General features: G+C 33.3%; 12 protein-coding genes, 1 pseudogene and 2 riboswitches. Of the genes and pseudogenes, 11 read left to right on the top strand and 2 right to left on the bottom strand.

Going from position 1 to position 19254, the window contains the following annotated elements; translation table 11 throughout:
• Positions 1 to 129 precede the first annotated feature (129 nt).
• Together DT250_RS18605 and manA are read left to right on the top strand one after the other, a co-directional pair.
• Positions 130 to 2085, top strand: a complete 1956-nt coding sequence (locus tag DT250_RS18605) for a PTS fructose transporter subunit IIABC (RefSeq protein WP_149213519.1) — start codon at positions 130 to 132, stop codon at positions 2083 to 2085.
• 17 nt (positions 2086 to 2102) lie between these two features.
• Positions 2103 to 3047 carry a mannose-6-phosphate isomerase, class I gene (gene manA / locus DT250_RS18600; protein WP_097891134.1) on the top strand — a complete coding sequence of 315 codons (945 nt, stop codon included), beginning with the start codon at positions 2103 to 2105 and terminating at the stop codon, positions 3045 to 3047.
• Between the two features lie 113 nt (positions 3048 to 3160).
• Here the strand turns inward: manA and DT250_RS32700 are convergent, their stop codons facing one another.
• Positions 3161 to 3535 (bottom strand): hypothetical protein, encoded by a 375-nt coding sequence (locus DT250_RS32700; protein ID WP_149213518.1) that lies wholly within the window; start codon positions 3533 to 3535, stop codon positions 3161 to 3163.
• 536 nt (positions 3536 to 4071) lie between these two features.
• A riboswitch (M-box (ykoK) riboswitch) is annotated at positions 4072 to 4248 on the top strand.
• A gap of 211 nt (positions 4249 to 4459) precedes the next feature.
• Here DT250_RS32700 and mgtE point away from each other — a divergent pair.
• The 8 genes from mgtE to DT250_RS18555 all read left to right on the top strand — a co-directional run bounded on the left by mgtE (position 4460) and on the right by DT250_RS18555 (position 16623).
• A complete protein-coding gene (gene mgtE, locus DT250_RS18590; RefSeq protein WP_000710590.1) occupies positions 4460 to 5788 on the top strand; it encodes a magnesium transporter in 1329 nt (442 codons plus the stop codon).
• A 401-nt stretch (positions 5789 to 6189) separates the two neighbouring features.
• Entirely contained in the window at positions 6190 to 8880 is a 2691-nt protein-coding gene (mgtA, locus tag DT250_RS18585; RefSeq protein ID WP_149213517.1) for a magnesium-translocating P-type ATPase, read from the top strand.
• Positions 8881 to 9246: 366 nt separating this feature from the next.
• A riboswitch (SAM riboswitch) is annotated at positions 9247 to 9354 on the top strand.
• Positions 9355 to 9437: 83 nt separating this feature from the next.
• Positions 9438 to 10847 (top strand): S-methylmethionine permease, encoded by a 1410-nt coding sequence (gene mmuP, locus DT250_RS18580; protein ID WP_065229978.1) that lies wholly within the window; start codon positions 9438 to 9440, stop codon positions 10845 to 10847.
• On the top strand, positions 10822 to 11799 hold the full coding sequence (mmuM, locus tag DT250_RS18575) for a homocysteine S-methyltransferase (protein WP_149213516.1): 978 nt from the start codon (positions 10822 to 10824) through the stop codon (positions 11797 to 11799). The genes mmuP and mmuM overlap by 26 nt, the downstream gene beginning before the upstream one ends.
• A 963-nt stretch (positions 11800 to 12762) precedes the next feature.
• Positions 12763 to 13056 carry an ArsR/SmtB family transcription factor gene (locus tag DT250_RS18570; protein WP_149213515.1) on the top strand — a complete coding sequence of 98 codons (294 nt, stop codon included), beginning with the start codon at positions 12763 to 12765 and terminating at the stop codon, positions 13054 to 13056.
• A 550-nt stretch (positions 13057 to 13606) separates the two neighbouring features.
• Positions 13607 to 13969 carry a YxeA family protein gene (locus DT250_RS18565; protein WP_149213514.1) on the top strand — a complete coding sequence of 121 codons (363 nt, stop codon included), beginning with the start codon at positions 13607 to 13609 and terminating at the stop codon, positions 13967 to 13969.
• A gap of 27 nt (positions 13970 to 13996) precedes the next feature.
• Positions 13997 to 14758: an ABC transporter ATP-binding protein gene (locus DT250_RS18560; protein ID WP_149213513.1), complete on the top strand. Its 762-nt coding sequence runs from the start codon at positions 13997 to 13999 to the stop codon at positions 14756 to 14758.
• A 17-nt stretch (positions 14759 to 14775) separates the two neighbouring features.
• Positions 14776 to 16623 carry an FtsX-like permease family protein gene (locus tag DT250_RS18555; RefSeq protein ID WP_149213512.1) on the top strand — a complete coding sequence of 616 codons (1848 nt, stop codon included), beginning with the start codon at positions 14776 to 14778 and terminating at the stop codon, positions 16621 to 16623.
• 1624 nt (positions 16624 to 18247) lie between these two features.
• Here the strand turns inward: DT250_RS18555 and DT250_RS18540 are convergent.
• On the bottom strand, positions 18248 to 18553 hold the full coding sequence (locus DT250_RS18540; protein WP_016513422.1) for a hypothetical protein: 306 nt from the start codon (positions 18551 to 18553) through the stop codon (positions 18248 to 18250).
• Positions 18554 to 18689: 136 nt separating this feature from the next.
• On the opposite strand from DT250_RS18540, the pseudogene DT250_RS18535 reads away from it, so the two are divergent.
• Positions 18690 to 19074: pseudogene (locus DT250_RS18535) on the top strand (hypothetical protein); the annotation flags it as partial.
• Between the last annotated feature and the right edge of the window lie 180 nt (positions 19075 to 19254).

The following is a 19254-nucleotide window of genomic DNA, read 5'->3' as shown; positions in this document are numbered from 1 at the left end:
AACCCGTTTTTCGCTTGGGTAAAAGGTTTATTTTTCCGGAATTTACGGTAAAAAATGAAACTTTTGACGTCGTAATATTAATTTATAGTAAGTGTAGGCGCTTAGTAAAAAGTGTGAGGAGGATTAAGAATGAAATTGTTAGCGGTTACATCATGTCCAAATGGGATTGCCCATACTTATATGGCAGCTGAAAATTTGCAAAAAACAGCGGATAAATTAGGAGTCCAAATGAAAATTGAAACCCAAGGTGGAATAGGGGTAGAAAATGAGTTGACGGAACAAGATATTCGCGAAGCAGACGGCATTATTATAGCTGCAGATAGAGTCGTAAATAAAGATAGATTTGTAGGGAAAAAATTGTTGGTTGTTGGGGTACAAGATGGTATTCGTAAACCAGGAGAATTAATTCAGAAAATAATCAGCGGGAATGTACCTCTTTATCATTCACAGTCAAAAATAGTAGAAAGTAACCAACAGGAAAGAAAGCAAAATCCGATATATCGTCATTTAATGAATGGTGTATCTTTTATGGTCCCATTTATCGTAGTCGGGGGATTATTAATTGCAATTGCGTTAACACTTGGGGGAGAAAAAACACCTGGGGGTTTAGTGATTCCGGAGGGTTCTTTCTGGAAAACTATTGAACAAATTGGTGGTGCATCATTTACGTTCATGGTTCCAATACTAGCAGGATATATTGCATATAGTATAGCGGATAAACCTGGACTTGTTCCTGGTATGATTGGTGGATATATTGCAGCAACAGGAAGCTTTTACGGAAGTGAAAGTGGTGCTGGTTTTCTTGGTGGTATTATCGCTGGTTTCTTAGCTGGTTACATAGCGTTAGGAATCAAAAAATTAAAAGTTCCAAAAGCGATTCAACCAATTATGCCGATTATTATTATTCCGGTATTTACTTCTCTTATTGTAGGTTTAGCATTTGTATTTATTATTGGTGCCCCTGTCGCACAAGTTTTCGTATCATTAACAGCTTGGTTAGCAGGTATGCAAGGGTCAAGTTCAATTCTCTTAGCATTAATTTTAGGGGCAATGATTTCATTTGATATGGGTGGTCCGGTCAATAAAGTAGCATTCTTATTTGGTTCAGCAATGATTGGAGAAGGAAACTATGAAATTATGGGTCCAATTGCTGCAGCAATTTGTATTCCACCAATCGGGATGGGACTTGCTACTTTCATAGGTAAGGGGAAATTCCAAGATTCAGAGAGAGAAATGGGTAAAGCATCATTCACAATGGGGCTATTTGGTATTACGGAAGGTGCGATTCCCTTTGCAGCACAAGATCCACTTCGTGTTATTCCGAGTATAATGGCTGGTTCGATGACGGGTGCTGTGATTGCAATGATTGGTCATGTAGGAGACAGAGTGGCACATGGTGGTCCAATTGTTGCTGTGTTAGGAGCAGTAGATAATGTATTTATGTTTTTTGTGGCTGTAATTGTAGGCTCTATTGTGACAGCTGTTGTAGTAAATGTATTGAAAAAAGACGTTTCAAAGTTAGAAAAACAAGAAAATGAACAAATAAAAGAAGTTTCAGCAACAATAGAAGTGCAACAACTGGAACAAGAAGCTCAAGCAAGAAGCGAAAAAGTAGATAAGGTAGAGATAAAAAAATTAACAGATATTACAAGTTTAGAATTAATTGAAACGGATTTAAAAGGTGAAACAAGAGATGACATCATTGATGAAATGATTCAAAAATTAAAGCATGTAGGTGCATTACATTCAGTGACAGAATTTAAACAGGCTATTATGAACCGTGAGCAAGAAAGTACTACAGGTATTGGCATAAACATTGCGATTCCACATGGGAAATCAGCTGCCGTAAGGAAACCGAGTGTGGTATTTGGAATTAAACAATCGGGCATAGATTGGAAAAGCCTTGATGGAACGGAAGCGAAGTTAATATTTATGATTGCGGTACCAAAAGGAAATGAAGGAAATGAACATTTAAAAATCCTTCAAATGCTTTCTCGAAAACTTATGGATGACAGTTTTAGAGAGCGGTTATTATCTGTTCAAACAAAAGCAGAAGCATACAAACTACTAGATGAAATAGCATAGAATGGGGGATTTAAATCATGACTGAACCATTATTTTTTGCACCTGTTTTTAAAGAAAGAATTTGGGGTGGAACACATTTAACTTCTTTTGGATATGAGATTCCATCAAATCAAACTGGAGAGTGTTGGGCTTTTGCTGCACATCAACATGGACAAAGTATTGTTAAGAACGGAAAGTATAAAGGACTATCTTTGGGTGAATTGTGGGATAACCATCGAGATTTATTTGGAAATATGGAGGGGGAGCGTTTCCCTCTTCTTACAAAAATTTTGGATGCCAATCAAGATTTATCTGTTCAAGTTCATCCCAACGATGAGTATGCCAGCGTACATGAAAATGGAGAACTAGGAAAAACAGAATGCTGGTATGTAATCGATTCCATAAAAGACGCGGAAATTATTTATGGACATCATGCGAAAACAAAAGAAGAATTCATGGCTATGATTGAAAAGAAAGAGTGGAACCAACTGTTGCATCGCGTGAAGGTGAAAACTGGAGATTTCTTCTATGTACCGAGTGGAACTGTTCATGCAATTGGTAAAGGGATTTTAGTATTAGAAACACAGCAAAACTCTGATACAACCTATAGATTGTATGATTATGATAGAAGAGATTCAGAAGGGAATTTACGTGAGCTGCATTTTGAAAGGAGCATTGATGTAATAGAAGCCCCATTTATATCGAATCAGTTAACGGTTAAACATGAAAAAGTAGATGATTTGAGTATAACTAACTTTATCAAATGTCCATATTTTTCAGTGGAAAAATGGGAGTTAGATGGATCAACTAGTTTGGAACAACAAAAACCTTTCCTTCTTGTTAGTGTAATACATGGTGAAGGTGAGCTAATTAAAGAAGATAAGCATTATTTCTTTAAAAAAGGAGACCACTTTATTATACCGAATTATTTTGGAGAATACGATTTGCTAGGTAACACTATATGTATTGCTTCAAGTATATAAATTTATTTATTTTTATATAAAAATTATAAGTTTCCATTTAAACACAAATTAATTAGATCCTGATTTAAAGGGGCTAATTAATTTGTGTGAAATATATTGATTTTATTATTTTTTTACTTGTTAATCCTTTTAGAAATAACCGGATAATGAAAACTTTTTCTTTGTAAAACATATAAAATTCCTTTAAGAGGCCCGAAAACTAATAAAATAGTTAGGATTATATATAAGGGGGCTGTCCACAATATGATTGACATATTACTCGCATTTATATCGAAATGGAACACAGAAAACATTAAAATTCTTATAACAAAAGTGTTGTAAATCAATACAATAATCCAAGTAATTAGCTGATAAAAAGCTGTTTCAATAGCAATTATACGAAGCTCTCTTCCTTTAAATATGAAATAAATAATAAACGATACATAAAAAATTGTAATGCTATATAAAATGAGAATGGTGGAGGATAATAAAGTAATAGTATGCATCATTAATTTTAGTTTTTTCTCTCAGATAAGTTCAATCATATTCCCCCTATATACAGATTTGGTTCTTTTAAAGATAACTCATTGTAAAATGCAAATCACCATGACTAAAATGATCGATTATGGAGCTACCCCTTCTCGAAATATCAATTTAATCATGAGAAAGCATGAAGAAGCTTTCCAACAATTTCAATCCTGTCCTCTAAATTTTAAGTATCTCTTCTCAAGATACAGGTTATATCGAGCTGTAAAAGGAAATCAAGTTGAAATTTTTGTTATCTATCGGGCTTTTTATGCTTTTTAAAATTTCCCACCACATTAATCTTCAATAATAAAGCATCAGGACACGTATAATAATAAAAAAATTAACATAATAGTTTATAAAATTCGTCGTATAAATATAAGTTATTATACAGATGTTTATATCTGTGATTTTGGAATGTTATGATATCAAAAAGTGAAGTAATAGGTTTTATCAATACTTGACAAGTTCAAAAATAGTGGATATGCTTTAACACGAAACGAACAAAAAATTTAAAATATTAATAACCTGTTAGGTGAGGCTCCTATACAAACACAGGCTATTGCCCAAAAATATCGAAAGATGCCAATGGGTAGAACAGGAATTGTCGGATTAAGGCTCTTCTTAAGATAGCTAAGTGATGAATGATTCATCCTTTACGTTGTATAGTGCCAAAACTCAACTAGGGGGGAATGAGCTTTATTTAGCTATGTCTTTTTTAAATCTACCTCCTTTAGTTGAATCACTAGAGGAGGTTTTTTATATACAAAATTTTATTTGTAATAAGTCTCTTATAAAAGGGGGGAAAACTAATGATTGATGATATTGATCCCATATTTATTAAGAAATATGTTTTCCCTGAAGTGGGAAATGATAACAAGTACCATTGTCCTTAAGGAGGATTTAAGATGAAAAAATGTTTAAAACAATTATTAACGACAAAAGACATACACTTAGTACATGAGCTTATAAAAAACCAATCCTATGATATTGCAATGGAAATGAAAGGTTTTCAACATAAAGATCAGATATCTTTAATAAAATGTTTTCCTACTGAAAAAGGTGCGAAAATTCTCAGTTACCTTACACCAGAAGAGCAATATAATATTTGTACCAATTTGCCTGTGGATAAAGGAGAAGAGCTATTAGCTAGGCAATCTATTGATGACCTTGTTGATGTAATTCTTTCAATTCATCCACTTCAGGCTGAAAAACTTATACAACTTTTGTCTGAAGAATCTCAACAAAGAATTAGAAGTCTGCTGGTTTTTCAATCTGGAACAGCGGGCAGTTTGATGACGATTGACTATATTGCTGCCAGGGAAAATTGGAAAGTAAAAGATACGCTGTCGCATATTAGAAAAATTGGGGCAGGGGTTGAATCAATTTCGTATATTTATGTTCTGGATACACGTGGTCAGCTTAATGGAATTGTTTCTATTCGTGAATTATTGCTGGCTTCAGATGATAAGACTTTATCATCGATAATGGCATCAGATGTTATTTCAGTTTCAGTGAACCTAGACCAACAGGAAGCCGTACAAAAACTAATGGATTATGATTTATCCGCTATACCTGTAACAACGATGGATAATCGGATGATAGGTATTATAACCTTCGATGATGCAATGGATGTTTTCGAAGAAGAAGCAACTGAAGATATTCAAAAATTGGGAGGGAGCACCCCATTAGATAAGCCATATTTCGAAACCTCTATTTGGCAAATATACCGTAAACGTATAGGTTGGTTATTACTTCTGTTTGTAGCAGAAGCATATACTGGTTCTGTACTTCGACATTATGAAGAAACATTGACTCATGTAGTTGCACTGGCTTTCTTTATTCCGTTGTTAATTGGAACTGGTGGAAATACAGGTACACAGGTCGTAACTACATTGGTTCGAGCTGTAGCTCTAAATGAGGTGAAATTTAAAGATATATTTCGTGTTATGAAAAAAGAAGCATTAGTAGGCCTTTTACTAGGGCTTACATTAGCCGTGGCAGCATTAATTCGTGCGTACACTTTAGGCGTAGGTACAGAAGTCGCGCAAGTTGTAGCTATTACTGGATTGTTCATTGTTATTTGGTCGTCCATTGTTTCATCTGTATTACCCTTGATTTTAAATAAGTTAAAGCTGGATCCAGCTGTTATCTCAGGTCCGTTCATTACGACATTAGTTGATGGAACGGGGTTAATTCTGTACTTTACCATTGCAAAAATGTTACTAGGGTTATAAGAAATTTATATTAAGTTTTTAATACCTAAGTTCGTTCCCGCAAAGTTTGTAGACAAACTCGTTGGAAGTATAGAGAAAGAGAGAATAGAAATGAAAAAAGCATTCAAGTTACTGGAATATCCGTTGGTGTTTTCGCTTATCATTACAATTGTATTTGAAATTTTGATAATGTATAGTGCTAGCTCAATTGTTGCAGTTAAAAATTATGGCTATAGTAGTTTTTTGTTGCTAATAAGAGGGAACTTATAAATAAAAATTACTATTTATGGTGAGAATAATAATATTTAAGTGCTATTGAACTCCTAAAAAATGATTGAAAATTCAGAGTGATTATAAAAATATATTTTTATAATTATTTTTTAAAAACAGGGGGATTCTATTTATTTGGATAGGAGGTAAATTTGTTGAGATCTAATAAAAAATATTTTTATAAACAGGAAGTATTGAGCAAAAATTATAATATGTTAATTGAAATTGCAAAAAGTGATGTTGAATCAACGTTAGATTTTTTTAAAACAACGTCTCAAGGGCTGTCTCACGAGGAAGCAACTAAGAGGCTTGAAGTGTATGGAGAAAATAAAATAGTTTCTCAAAAAAGAATAAAATGGTATATAACATTATTTAATTCTTTTAGAAGTCCGTTTATTTCTCTTCTAATTGTATTAGGGATGTTATCTTTTTTTACCAATGATATAAAAGGTACTATTATTGTGGGAATCATGGTCACGTTAAGCGTGTTAATTCGGTTCATACAAGAAATTCGTTCTCAGAAGTCAATAGAAAGATTAAAAAATCTTGTATATGAAAAGGTAACTGTTCTCAGGAAAGGAAATATTCCTTATAAAGAAAATAAGAGAACTTTATTGGAGGAAAGTGGAAAGGTACAAATTGGTCTTGAGAACCTTGTACCAGGGGATATTATAGAATTATCTGCTGGAAATATTGTGCCTGCAGATGTACGGATCATCTCATCAGAAAATTTACTGGTAAATCAATCATCCCTAACAGGAGAAGCATTACCCGTTGAAAAATCAAATCAGTATTTCCATATGTACAAAAAACGTAAAATTAGAAAAATCCAAAATCTAATTGAATTAGAAAATCTCTGTTTTATGGGAACTCATATTATAAGTGGTACAGCAAAAGTAATAGTTGTAGGTACTGGAACAGATACTTACTTTGGTTCAATAGCAAAGAATCAGGTTAAGCTGAACAAGAAATCTGATTCTAAATTCGATAAAGGGGTAAGCAAAGTTAGTTGGCTATTAATTAAATTTATGATCATCATGACTCCTATTGTCATGATAATCCATGGGGGTATTAATGGGAATTGGTATGAGGCTTTTTTATTTGCAATTGCTATAGCAATTGGACTCACTCCAGAAATGCTTCCAATGATTGTAACAGCTAATTTAGCTAAAGGCTCTATTAATATGAGTAAAAAAAAGGTACTTGTAAAACAACTATCTTCTATTCATAACCTTGGAGCTATGGATATTCTCTGTACCGACAAAACAGGCACATTGACAGAAAATAAGATGGATCTGGTACGCCATACAGATACAAATGGAGAGAAGTCGGATGAGGTTTTAAGATTAGCGTATATAAATAGTTACTTCCATACAAATAATAAAAATGAAATTGATTTATCAGTTATACGTTATGTAAAAGATAGTAGTAAGTATGATCTGTCTCAATACTCCAAAATAGATGAATGTCTATTTGATTTTGATAGAAGAAGAGTTTCAGTTGTTATAGAAAAAAATGCTAACGAACGAATAATGCTTTGTAAAGGTGCAGTTAGAGAAGTTGTATCAATTTGTAGTTTTATAAAAGAAAATAATAAGATAATTCCTATTACAGATGAAATCCAGCGTAGAAATAAACACCTAATTGAACTCTGGCAAGAGCAGGGGATGCGAGTTGTTGCAGTTGCATATAAACAATTAAATAGTGATAAAGTGGGAAGTTATTCTATAAGTGATGAATCAGATATGATACTCGTTGGATATGTAGGTTTTTTAAATCCACCCAAACAATCGGCTATCGCTGCACTTCATACTCTACAAAAGAAAGGAGTACAAGTGAAAATTTTAACAGGTGATAACGAGTCCGTGACAAGAAATGTATGTAGGAAAATGGGCTTGTATATAGGAGAACCAGTACTGGGTTATGAAATTGATAGTCTTCCTGATAAGGTATTAGGAAAACTTGCAAGTAAAACAAGTGTGTTTGCAAAATTAAATCCTAGTCAAAAATTCCGTATTATAAAGGCACTTCAAATGAATGGTCATACAGTCGGGTTTATGGGGGATGGAATTAACGATGTGTTTGCCTTAAAACAGTCTGACGTTGGTGTATCTATCCATACAGCAGATGATATTGTTAAAGAGAGTTCAGATATTATACTTATAGAAAAAGACTTACATGTTTTAGAAGATGCTATAGTGGAAGGACGGACAACGTTTGGAAATATACTGAAGTATATTAAGATGACAGCAAGTTCAAATTTTGGAAATGTATTAAGTTTATTAATTGCTAGTGCATTTCTTCCTTTTCTTCCAATGCTACCAATTCAAATATTATGTCAAAACTTACTATATAATCTATCCCAACTTTCAATTCCGTGGGATAAAGTAGACAATGAATTTTTAGTAAAACCAAGAAGTTGGGATACAAAAGATTTATTTCGTTTTATTATTTTTATTGGGCCGGTAAGTAGTGTTTTTGATATAATCATTTTTATCGTAATGTGGAATGTATTTGGTGCAAATATTCCTGAGATGCAATCCTTATTTCAAACGGGTTGGTTCGTAGTAGGGTTATTAACACAATTATTAATTGTGCATATGATTCGTACTCAACATATCCCTTTCCTACAAAGTACGGCTGCTAGGCCAGTTTTGATACTTACAGGCTTAGTTATGTTTATAGGGATTTCCCTTCCATTTACCAGTTTAAGTACTCAAATTGGTTTAACTCCACTTCCATTTTATTATTTTCTGTGGTTATTGGGAATTTTAACAATGTATGCTCTAGTTACTCAATTAATAAAGATAATATACATTAGGAAGTTTAATCGGTGGCTATAAAACTAAAAAAGTCAATCAAAAACAAGTGTTACTAAATAATACATCTTTTATGGAAAAAGAGTTAAAGGTTAATTCTAATAGGGGGCACCATACACATCCTTAAGTTGCTGGATATGTATGGTGCCCCCCGTAGCCAAAGAAGTAAGAAGATATTTAGAAATGCATCAAATTTTGAGGAATTGCTTGTGAACCGTATCATAAATAGATGAGGTTTTGTATGTTCGATTTTTAAATAATACCCAAGAAGGAGTGAGTTACAGTTATAGTAATACTCTATTTTTTGTATTTCTATAATAGGTAATTTTTTTAAAAAACAGAATTGTCTTGACAGTTATTGAATGGATTGATAAGGTTATAAAAAAATATTTCTTATCCAGAGAGGTGGAGGGACTGGCCTTATGAAACCTCAGCAACAGGTCTGCTTAAGTAGGCACTGTGCTAATTCCAGCGGGTGATAATCCTGATAGATGAGAGCTTCCGTTTTTATTTGTCAGTAGCGCCCTCTTTTTTAGAGTGCGCTTTTGTTTTTTCTGGATAGTAACTAAAGGAGAGTAGAAATGGAGAACAAAAATGGGCAAGAATTTCAAAGGAAAATGCAAGCACGTCATTTAGTCATGCTATCACTTGGTGGGGTGATTGGAACTGGCTTATTCTTAAGTTCGGGTTACACTATTCAACAAGCTGGCCCATTTGGAACAATTCTATCCTATCTGGTTGGTGCGCTAGTGGTTTATCTAGTTATGCTATGTTTAGGCGAGCTTTCCGTACATATGCCTGAAACGGGCGCATTTCATAGTTATGCAGTTAAATACATTGGACCGGGTACAGGGTATACAGTAGCCTGGTTGTATTGGTTAACTTGGACTGTTGCTTTAGGTTCTGAATTTACAGCTGCAGGATTACTTATGAAGCGATGGTTTCCATCGGTTAATGTTTGGGTATGGAGTGCTCTTTTTGCCATTTTGATCTTTGTATTAAATGTCCTGACTGTTAAATTTTTCGCCGAATCCGAATTTTGGTTTTCATCGATAAAGGTTATAGCTATTGTGTTTTTTATTGTTTTAGGAGTAGCGGCAATGCTAGGGTTTCTTCCGATGACTCATTCAAAAGCAGCACCATTCTTTTCTAATTTTACAAGTGGAGGTTTATTTCCTCATGGTGCTACGGCCATTATGATGACCATGCTTGCGGTTAATTTTGCTTTTTCGGGAACAGAATTAATAGGCATTGCAGCTGGAGAAACAGCGAACCCGGAAAAAATGATACCGAAGGCCATTCGAACTACTCTGTGGAGATTAATTATCTTTTTTGTAGGAACGATTGTTGTTTTATCTGCGTTATTGCCTATTTCCGATGCAGGGGTATTAGAGAGCCCTTTTGTTGCAGTTCTAGAACGAATTGGGGTGCCATATTCAGCTGACATAATGAATTTCGTTATCTTAACAGCCATTTTATCTGCGGCAAACTCAGGCCTTTATGCCTCTTCTAGAATGCTTTGGTCGCTTGCTAATAAGAATACGATATCCCCGATTTTTGGGAAAATGACGAAGCAAGGTGTTCCAATCAACGCCGTCATTTTCAGCATGGTGGGTGGAGCTTTGGCTTTGCTCTCAAGTATTGTGGCACCAGATACTGTCTATATCGTACTTGTTTCCATTTCCGGTCTAGCAGTAGTTATAGTTTGGATGAGTATTAGTGCTTCCCAGTTCCTATTTCGCAGACAATTTTTGAAAGAAGGAAATTCTGAAAAGGATTTGATTTATCGCACACCACTATATCCATTAGTACCAATTGCTTCTTTTATCCTTTGTCTGGCATCGTGTATTGGAATTGCATTCGATCCAACACAGAGAATTGCCTTATATTGCGGTATACCTTTTATTTTATTTTGCTATGGAAGTTATTATCTAACAAAAAATTTAAAAAAGAGGGGTGTAGATTATGTCGAACAAAATCAACCCAATTGATGCTATTTTATCCCAACATTCCATTATGCTTCTTGACGGAGCATTAGCTACTGAATTGGAGGGGCATGGATGTAATTTGGACGACCCCCTTTGGTCGGCACGTGTGTTATTAGAAAATCCGGAACTAATTTATCAGGTTCATTCGGACTATTTTCGTGCTGGAGCGGACTGTGCCATAACAGCAAGCTATCAAGCTACTATTAGTGGTTTTTCCGCGCGTGGAATACAAGAACAGGAAGCTTTGGAATTAATTAAGAAAACGGTGTTACTTGCAAGAAGGGCAAGAGATGATTTTTGGAAGGAAAATATTCAAACGAATAGGCCTAAACCATTGGTTGTTGCATCAGTTGGGCCGTACGGGGCTTACCTTGCAGATGGTTCAGAGTATGTAGGTAACTATGGTGTGACAGATAAAACATTAGCAGACTTTCACCGTTCGAGAATGTCTGCGTTAATCGAAGCAGGTGCAGATCTATTGGCATTTGAAACGATCCCTTCCCTGCAAGAAGCAAGAGTATTAGATACATTATTGCGTGAGTTTCCAGAAACATATGCGTGGCTTTCCTTTTCGCTAAAAAATGAGAAAGAGATTAGTGAAGGTATGAAACTCGTGGAGTGTGCACGAGCTTTTGAGAAAAGTGAACAAATTGTAGCGATAGGCATCAATTGTGCGCCAGTAGCCGTTGTGACTGGTGCAATCCAAGAGTTGAGGGCAAACACCAAAAAACCGATTATTGTTTATCCAAACTCTGGTGAAACTTATAATCCGGAAACAAAAACATGGCATGGTCATGAACAATGTAACGCGTTGGATATTCAATCTGATGAATGGTACCGAGCAGGTGCACGTTTAATAGGTGGATGCTGCAGAACGACACCTTATCACATTGAGGAGATAGCGAACAAGTGGCGTTCTTCCGAGTTTTTCTATTCGAACGAAGCAAAACAGTAATGTAATGGATGATAATCTAACTTTGTGTGTATTTTCATGATTTTGCTTGTTCAGGAATCTACAGTTATGTCTAGTGGCACAAAATGCCTTTTCAAAGACGCAAATGTGGATGGTAGCCTCGGGAATCCAGTGGACTTTTGGGTACCTTAGGTATGGAAAGGAATCAGGGAAAATAAAAACCGCTAGTTTAATAGATATGGTAGACAACATGCTGAATCTTTTAATGAAGATGGAGTTGATTCAATTGAAGGTGAAGGGGACCATTTATTCGTAATTAAAGTTAACGAAGAGGTCAATTTAGTTATTCAAAAAATAGTTCAATAACTATATGAAAATTTGTTATGATAAAAATCTTTGTTGTAGTAGTAAATGTGGTCATATTGTTGTAAAAAAGGATAGATGTAAACAGGTATATTCTCCTGCTCATCTATCCTTTCCTTTTTACCCTATAAAATGTGTGACATTATATTCAATCGCATAAATATAGGATTTCATTACTATTCCCTTGATTTTTAATAAAACGATAGGGTTTATTTGGTATGCGTATTATTAAGAGTATGCTTCTATTTTAGGAATGCTTTACCCCACAAAATGAAAGTAAACTTTGTTGCCATTCTTAAGTTGATAGATGTGTGGTGCCCCCCTGTAAGAACGTAATTGTATTGTAGAAAAATAAAATAGAAGGATTACTTACCTTTAGTAAATATGAGAACTTTGTATTTTTGTTATTTACAATTATGCAATATCAGACCTCAGATATACATTCACTTAGTTTTACATTAGGATATACAGAAATCACGGAAACTCCAGATGAACTTCACACTCGAATAGAAAATCCGGTATATAATAACTATAGAATTTATTAATGTTACATTGATTTTTATCTATTAAGATATATAAAATTTTGATACGGAATACTAGGGTAAATAACTTCTCATAAGAAAGTAATAAAGGAGAATAACTATGACAAGCACTGTACTCGAATCAAAAAAAACTAATATTACAGAAGAAGATATTGAAATTCTAAAAATAATGGCGCATCCAATTCGTTTACGTATTGTAAACGAGCTAAGCAAGCATAATACTTTTAATGTTTCTCAGCTAACAAAAATTTTAGAGATACCCCAATCATCGGTTTCACAACATTTATCTAAAATGAAGGGTAAAATACTAAAAGCTGAACGTAAAGGTTTAGAAATTTATTATTCCATTCGTAACAACAAAGCAACTCAAATTGTCGGCATACTTGGATATTAAGCCATATATACAATTGCGTAAAGATAGAGTAGTACCTGAGTAAGGGTGCTACTCTTTTTGGATTCTATAAACACAACATGACAAATGTTACTTTTTCATAAAAGAACAAGAACAAACTAGGAATTATGTTTTCCTACATTGAATTTAAACGTATATGTCATTAAAAATAGATGCTAGACACCTAGATTGTACTTAGTTAAAAACCACTCATCAAACCGCTGGAGGGATACAATGTCTTATAAAACGATACATACCGATTTTCGAAATGACTATACAAATGCTCGAGATGCCTTGTTAAATGAAGGGATTGTTGAAATGATACAAATTGAATATATACCTATATAGCAAAAAAGGACTCTTGTTGATAAGGGTTCTTTTTTACAATGTAAATATTTTTCTTAAGAAAAAATTAAGAAGCTTTCTCACATTTTATTAAGAAATTCTATTTATATTTAAACATGTGTTAGAGAGATGTCCGTTCTTATTGAAATCTAAAGGAATGAATAAGTTCACATATAATCGCACGGAAAAAGAAAGGTGGAAAAGAAAGATGAAAAAAGCATGGATTGCAATAATAGGATTAGTTGTTGTAGGAAGTGGATTATTGACTTATATAGGAGGAGAAACAGTAGATAGATTTAATCCGTTGGTGAAAGAAAAAGATGTGTATGCTCTTCCAAAAGAAGCGGCAAAACCTGATCCTGTACACGATGGTAAGAGATATTTCTACATGTTAAATGGAGTAGATGAATCCGGTAATGAAAACACCATTAAAGTAGGAGCTGCTGGTAAAGATGAATATGTAAATTCTTATTTAAAGGTCCATATAAAAGGGAGATATGTTTATCAATTTGAGGCTGTACAAGAGAATGAAGTTCCTAAAAAAATAAAAGAGAAACTAAAAAATAACTAATAATTATACCGAGCTAAGGAGAATATTATGAACAATTCAGTTGTAAATGTAAAAAGCATTCAAAAAATATACGGTAAAAAAGGGGGGAATCAGTCACATGCTTTAAGAGATGTGTCGTTCTCGATTCAAGAGGGAGAGTTTGTTGGGATCATGGGACCTTCAGGTTCAGGAAAAACAACATTATTAAATGTAATTTCAACATTAGATGCGGCAACTGATGGAATTGTTGAAATTGATGGTATCGATATCACAAAAATGAAACAAGGAGAACTTTCTGACTTCCGTTCTCAAAAATTAGGGTTTATTTTTCAGGATTTTAATTTACTTGAAAATTTATCAGTCTACGAAAATATTGCATTGCCGCTTTCGCTGCAAGGTGTTCCGTCAAAACAAATTGGCCCGAAAGTCAAAAGAGTGGCAGAAATGTTAGGGATTTCAGAAATTCTTTCAAAATATCCTTCTGAAGTATCTGGTGGACAAAAACAACGTTCTGCAGCAGCACGTGCACTTGTACATGAACCTGCAATTATTTTAGGGGACGAGCCAACAGGGGCATTAGATTCGAAAAATGCTACAAGTCTTTTAGAAGCAATGAAAAACTTAAATGAAGAACAAGGTGTTTCTATTATGATGGTTACGCATGATCCATATAGTGCGAGTTATTGTAAACGTATTTTATTCATTCAAGATGGTGAGTTGTTTAAAGAAATTCACCGCGATGGTACACGTGAAGCATTCTATAAAGACATTTTAGATGTACTTGCAGATTTAGGTACACAAAAAGGATAAGAGAAAGGACAACCATCATGATTTTTAAACTTTCTATGTCAGGACTAAAAAGTAAGCTGAACGATTATATTGTCTTACTAGTTGGCCTTGTTATGTCAATTTCAATTTTTTATATGTTTCAAACATTAGCATTAAATGAAGCATTTGTTAATAATAATGGTCCCATTCGCTCAACTGGTATGATTTTTCAAGTGGGATCATATCTACTTGGGATCATTACATTCTTCTATGTTCTATATGCCAATTCTTTTTTAATGTCCCTCCGCCAAAAAGAATTTGGGATGTACATGATGTTAGGCGCAAAAAAACAAAAGATTACATTTCTTATGTTTGTAGAAACAATTATTATTGGAGCAGTATCTTTAGTAGTTGGAATTACATTAGGAATAGGGCTTTCACAAGGAATTGGTAAACTTCTTATGAAGCAACTAGATTTTACCGCGAGTGGCTATCAAGCTTTTTATGTACCATCGATGTTAGTTACTTGTATGTTCTTCTTGGTATTATTTATGTTATCTGCCATTATGAATAGTGTGAAATTATCACGTATCTCCGTTCTGCAACTTGTACATGCTGGCGCTTCAGCAGAACGTACAATGATTAAAGGGAAGTGGACTGGGATTGTTTCATTTTTAGCCATTATCTTATTAGGAATTGGATATGTTTCCATGATTTATATGAATAAGTTAAAAGAACAGGGTCCTATGATTGCGATGCTTACCACTACAGCGGGAACATATATGTTATTTACTTCTGTACTTCCGCTTATTATTCAAAAATTAAAGAGTAATAAAAAGCGTAGTGAGAAAGGCCTTAATGCTTTTACATTTGCACAATTAAACTTTCGTATTAATAGTTTGACAAAGGTACTCGCAACAGTAGCAATGCTAGTAGCACTTGGTGCGGGGGCGATTTCAGGTGGGATGGCTTTCAAAAATAACGTAATTCAATCGACGGATCAATTTGAAATATACGATACAGTCATTCATAATCCAACAGCAGAAGAAAAGAACATTTTAGATAGCATTACATTTAAAGAAAAGAATGAATATCGCTATAAAGTGGAGGAGAAGTATATTTATTACTTGAAAGAAGATTTAGAGAAAAATCGTCCGCTTGTACAAGCTGGAATAGAAAAAAAGGATAGAGGGAAAGTAAAACGAGTTTCTGAAAATCTTCCTGTAGGAGCAATTTCAAATTATGGTGAGGAGAATAGGGAGAACACAAATATTATCCCAGAAGAGTGGGATGACGCTTTACGCTCTCTTCAACCAACCTATTTGAATTACATGAAAAAAGTAAAAAAAATAGTAGATCGAAAAATGTATGATGGAATTCAAGAAAAAGAAAACACCATTGTTATTGGAAAAACGGATGATTTTATAACATATTTAGACAAATGGAAAAAAATTGACGAGTTGCAGCTAGTAAAATATAAAGATATTACAGTTGAAAATATCTTTAGTAAATATCGAATTTATACTGGTATTTACGCCAGTGCCAGTGGAACAGTATTTATGGGGTTCTTCTTAGGTATTGCTTTCCTTGCGATGATGGCAAGCTGCTTAATGTTTAAGATTCTTTCTGGTTCATCAAAAGATATTGTACGCTATGAAATGCTTAGTAAAATTGGAGTACGTCATGAATTATTAGCAAAATCCATTTATAAAGAGATATTTTTAGTGTTTTTATTCCCAGGGATAATAGGTATGATTCATGTGTTATTGGGTATGAAGATTTTTGGTTTAATCTTAATTGATCCATATTTCCGTATTTGGTTACCAATCTTGATTTTCCTAATTATCTATTCAATCTATTATTTTATTACCGTTCAATTATATAAAAGAATTGTTCTTCCGAAATAAAAGCAATAAGAATATATTTGCTAACTATTAAACATTTAATATTGAAGAATTAGTATGAAAAATCTTTTACAAAGACCTAAAACAAATTGTTAATGTTTTGGGTCTTTGTTATTTTGAGGCATGGACTTCATTCTAGTTTAATTAAATTAAAAGTTTAGATTTTCTTGTCTAAAATAGTTTGGAGCTTCATGTCTTTGTACAGTGTACAAGAAGAGGGGAAAAAATAAATTACACCGTGCCTTTCTATCTTCACGTTAAATTCTTATTTAACGAACAGTTGGATGATGGTGATGTGTTATAATATAAAAATAGATTACATAAAGAATTTGGAGGTCATTACGCTAAAACCTAATGAAGAGATACATAAAGTTATGAATTCTACTCCTGCAAGATTTGTGGGTGGTTATATGTCTGAGGATACTGCAGTACAATAGTCTTTTCCAAACAAAGATACAAGATTTGATATCACGGAAAACCCTAATTCTAGAACTTTTCTTGTTGTTACTTTCCGTTATGTCCATGATGGTTCTGTGATCTTTAGAGATTTATCTGTAAATGGTGATTTCTTTTGTACTATATTATCACTATTATACGGAAAAATTCCCCACAATGTATGAGGTACTTTATGCTTAATACACCTTTTTCTTTTCATATTATTCTTTTACACGCTTCTTAACAGGGTGCAATCCCCACGGGTGGTCCCAATAATGTAATTTACGGATTTCAAAATTTCCCCATTGAAACTAAGCATCTTGTAGCCGGTTATTTCCCTTATATAATCGTTCCAGTGAGTATTTCTTGATTGTCCCTTTTAGACTATCTACTACAATATATTTACTTGTTTTATTATCATAATCAATTATAGAAACCCAATGAGAAATTAAATGATTCTTTGTAAGAGGTTTATATGTACATATACTAAAAAGTACAAAACACTCATTATGTTGCAACTTCGTAATTAACTCTTTAGAATGTAGATGTTTTATGGTTTTTATACTTACATTATATTTTATATCTTCACATCCAGTTGCTTGATTAAATATCTCCAAATTATTATCTAGAAACTATTTTATACAAATTTAAATCAAAAAATTCTCCTAAAAATGTATTTCTATTAATAGCATTTCCTCTTTTTGTTATTACATTTTTACTTAATAGATTACAAACTACATCATCCGTCTGTTTCTAAGAAACATCCTTAATCTTGTTTAAGTTGTATAAGCCATCTAACATTGCATAAATTCCACAAGTAGGCCCAGTTTGCTTAATACTAATTGTCATTCTTTATCTCCTTTATAATATTTCAACTATATATATTAATAATGAAATTTTAATGATTGATTTAGAAACTATTCTATCTCATATTAATTGAGAAAAAATAAACTCTTGAATCGAATTTGCAACGCACTCTACTTAATCAAACAAAAAAATGGAACAATATTAAATTAAGGCTGTTGTCATATAGATTTTTGAGATTTCGACTAAATGTATAAAAGCAGCCTTAATTTTATAATATTGTTTAATTCATTATAAGTTACTAAAAAAACATCTGCTTAATCATAATGTTTTCATGTAGATTTCGCTTCCTTCTCGTGCAGTTTCATTCAATGAATAGTTCTTTATATTAAGAACGAACGTTGGTTGACCCGCCCACGGTACCTGGTAAGAAGGAGCATGGCTCTTCTGTACTGTTACCATGTAAAATCTCTAACATTTCACTTGATAATGCTACGGTATTCCCTACTACCTCAGGCTTATTAGAAACATAGGCTACATTTACGATCTGTCCATTTTGATCATCTGAGAAAATCAAAGGTAGTGGTAAGCGCGCTTCCTTTGGTCTGATATTTTCTTTAAAAACAGTTGGGCTTTTATGAAGTAAAAGTTGATAAAATTGCCCATCATATACAATTCCAATTGCATTTTCCATATCGTGTACAACTCCTTAGCATTTTGGTCAGTCTTCCTTAAGGAGTATTCCCGGATATAGGAGAACAATTCTTTTAATTTTCTTGTTCTCATTTTATTTTAGATATATCCTGTAGAAAAAGAAGATTGGTACCAATATCAGAACTTATATTGGTCTTCCAAATAGATTGGACTATATAATTAAAATTAAATTAATTAGCTTGCTTATCTTAGGAGTGATAGTTGGTTATTGGCAAGCTAAGAGGGTGAAAGTCTTTCATCATAACAATCAATTATGTAGTGTTGGAGGCTATACCTATATTATCGGATGGATTATTATGTTTTTTGGGAATAATTATTATTTTATTGCTATTCGACCTTAACTCTCTCATATCGAGATTTCATGCTGGAAATTGGTTAATATGGTCTACTATGCTTGCATCTTCCATAATGTATACCGTTACCTTATATAAGGATCACCTGGATATCAAGAAATTTATACAAGCTCGTTTTAAAGAAATTAAACAACGGATAAAACATTAATTTAACTAACACGAATTGTGAAAGTATGTATTCGTTAGTATAGGAGTGCCACCTATACTCAGCAACTTAATAAAAAACGTTATCCTTTCTAATAATCTAGCTTGTTTAGAAAGAATAATGTTTTTTATTTTTTAGGATAGTGAATATTCTTAAGTTGATGGACATGTATGGTGACCCAAA

This window comes from Bacillus sp. AR2-1 (assembly GCF_008368755.1).
Taxonomy (GTDB): Bacteria; Bacillota; Bacilli; order Bacillales; family Bacillaceae_G; genus Bacillus_A; species Bacillus_A wiedmannii.
This window is presented reverse-complemented; position numbering and strand designations above follow the sequence as displayed.

Coding starts and splice junctions, on each gene's coding strand:
- DT250_RS18570 (WP_149213515.1), top strand. CDS start 12,763: ATGACAAGCACTGTACTCGAATCAAAAAAAACTAATATTACAGAAGAA.
- DT250_RS18540 (WP_016513422.1), bottom strand. CDS start 18,553: ATGGAAAATGCAATTGGAATTGTATATGATGGGCAATTTTATCAACTT.
- DT250_RS18560 (WP_149213513.1), top strand. CDS start 13,997: ATGAACAATTCAGTTGTAAATGTAAAAAGCATTCAAAAAATATACGGT.
- DT250_RS18565 (WP_149213514.1), top strand. CDS start 13,607: ATGAAAAAAGCATGGATTGCAATAATAGGATTAGTTGTTGTAGGAAGT.
- DT250_RS18605 (WP_149213519.1), top strand. CDS start 130: ATGAAATTGTTAGCGGTTACATCATGTCCAAATGGGATTGCCCATACT.
- mmuP (WP_065229978.1), top strand. CDS start 9,438: ATGGAGAACAAAAATGGGCAAGAATTTCAAAGGAAAATGCAAGCACGT.
- DT250_RS32700 (WP_149213518.1), bottom strand. CDS start 3,535: ATGATGCATACTATTACTTTATTATCCTCCACCATTCTCATTTTATAT.
- manA (WP_097891134.1), top strand. CDS start 2,103: ATGACTGAACCATTATTTTTTGCACCTGTTTTTAAAGAAAGAATTTGG.
- mgtE (WP_000710590.1), top strand. CDS start 4,460: ATGAAAAAATGTTTAAAACAATTATTAACGACAAAAGACATACACTTA.
- DT250_RS18555 (WP_149213512.1), top strand. CDS start 14,776: ATGATTTTTAAACTTTCTATGTCAGGACTAAAAAGTAAGCTGAACGAT.
- mmuM (WP_149213516.1), top strand. CDS start 10,822: ATGTCGAACAAAATCAACCCAATTGATGCTATTTTATCCCAACATTCC.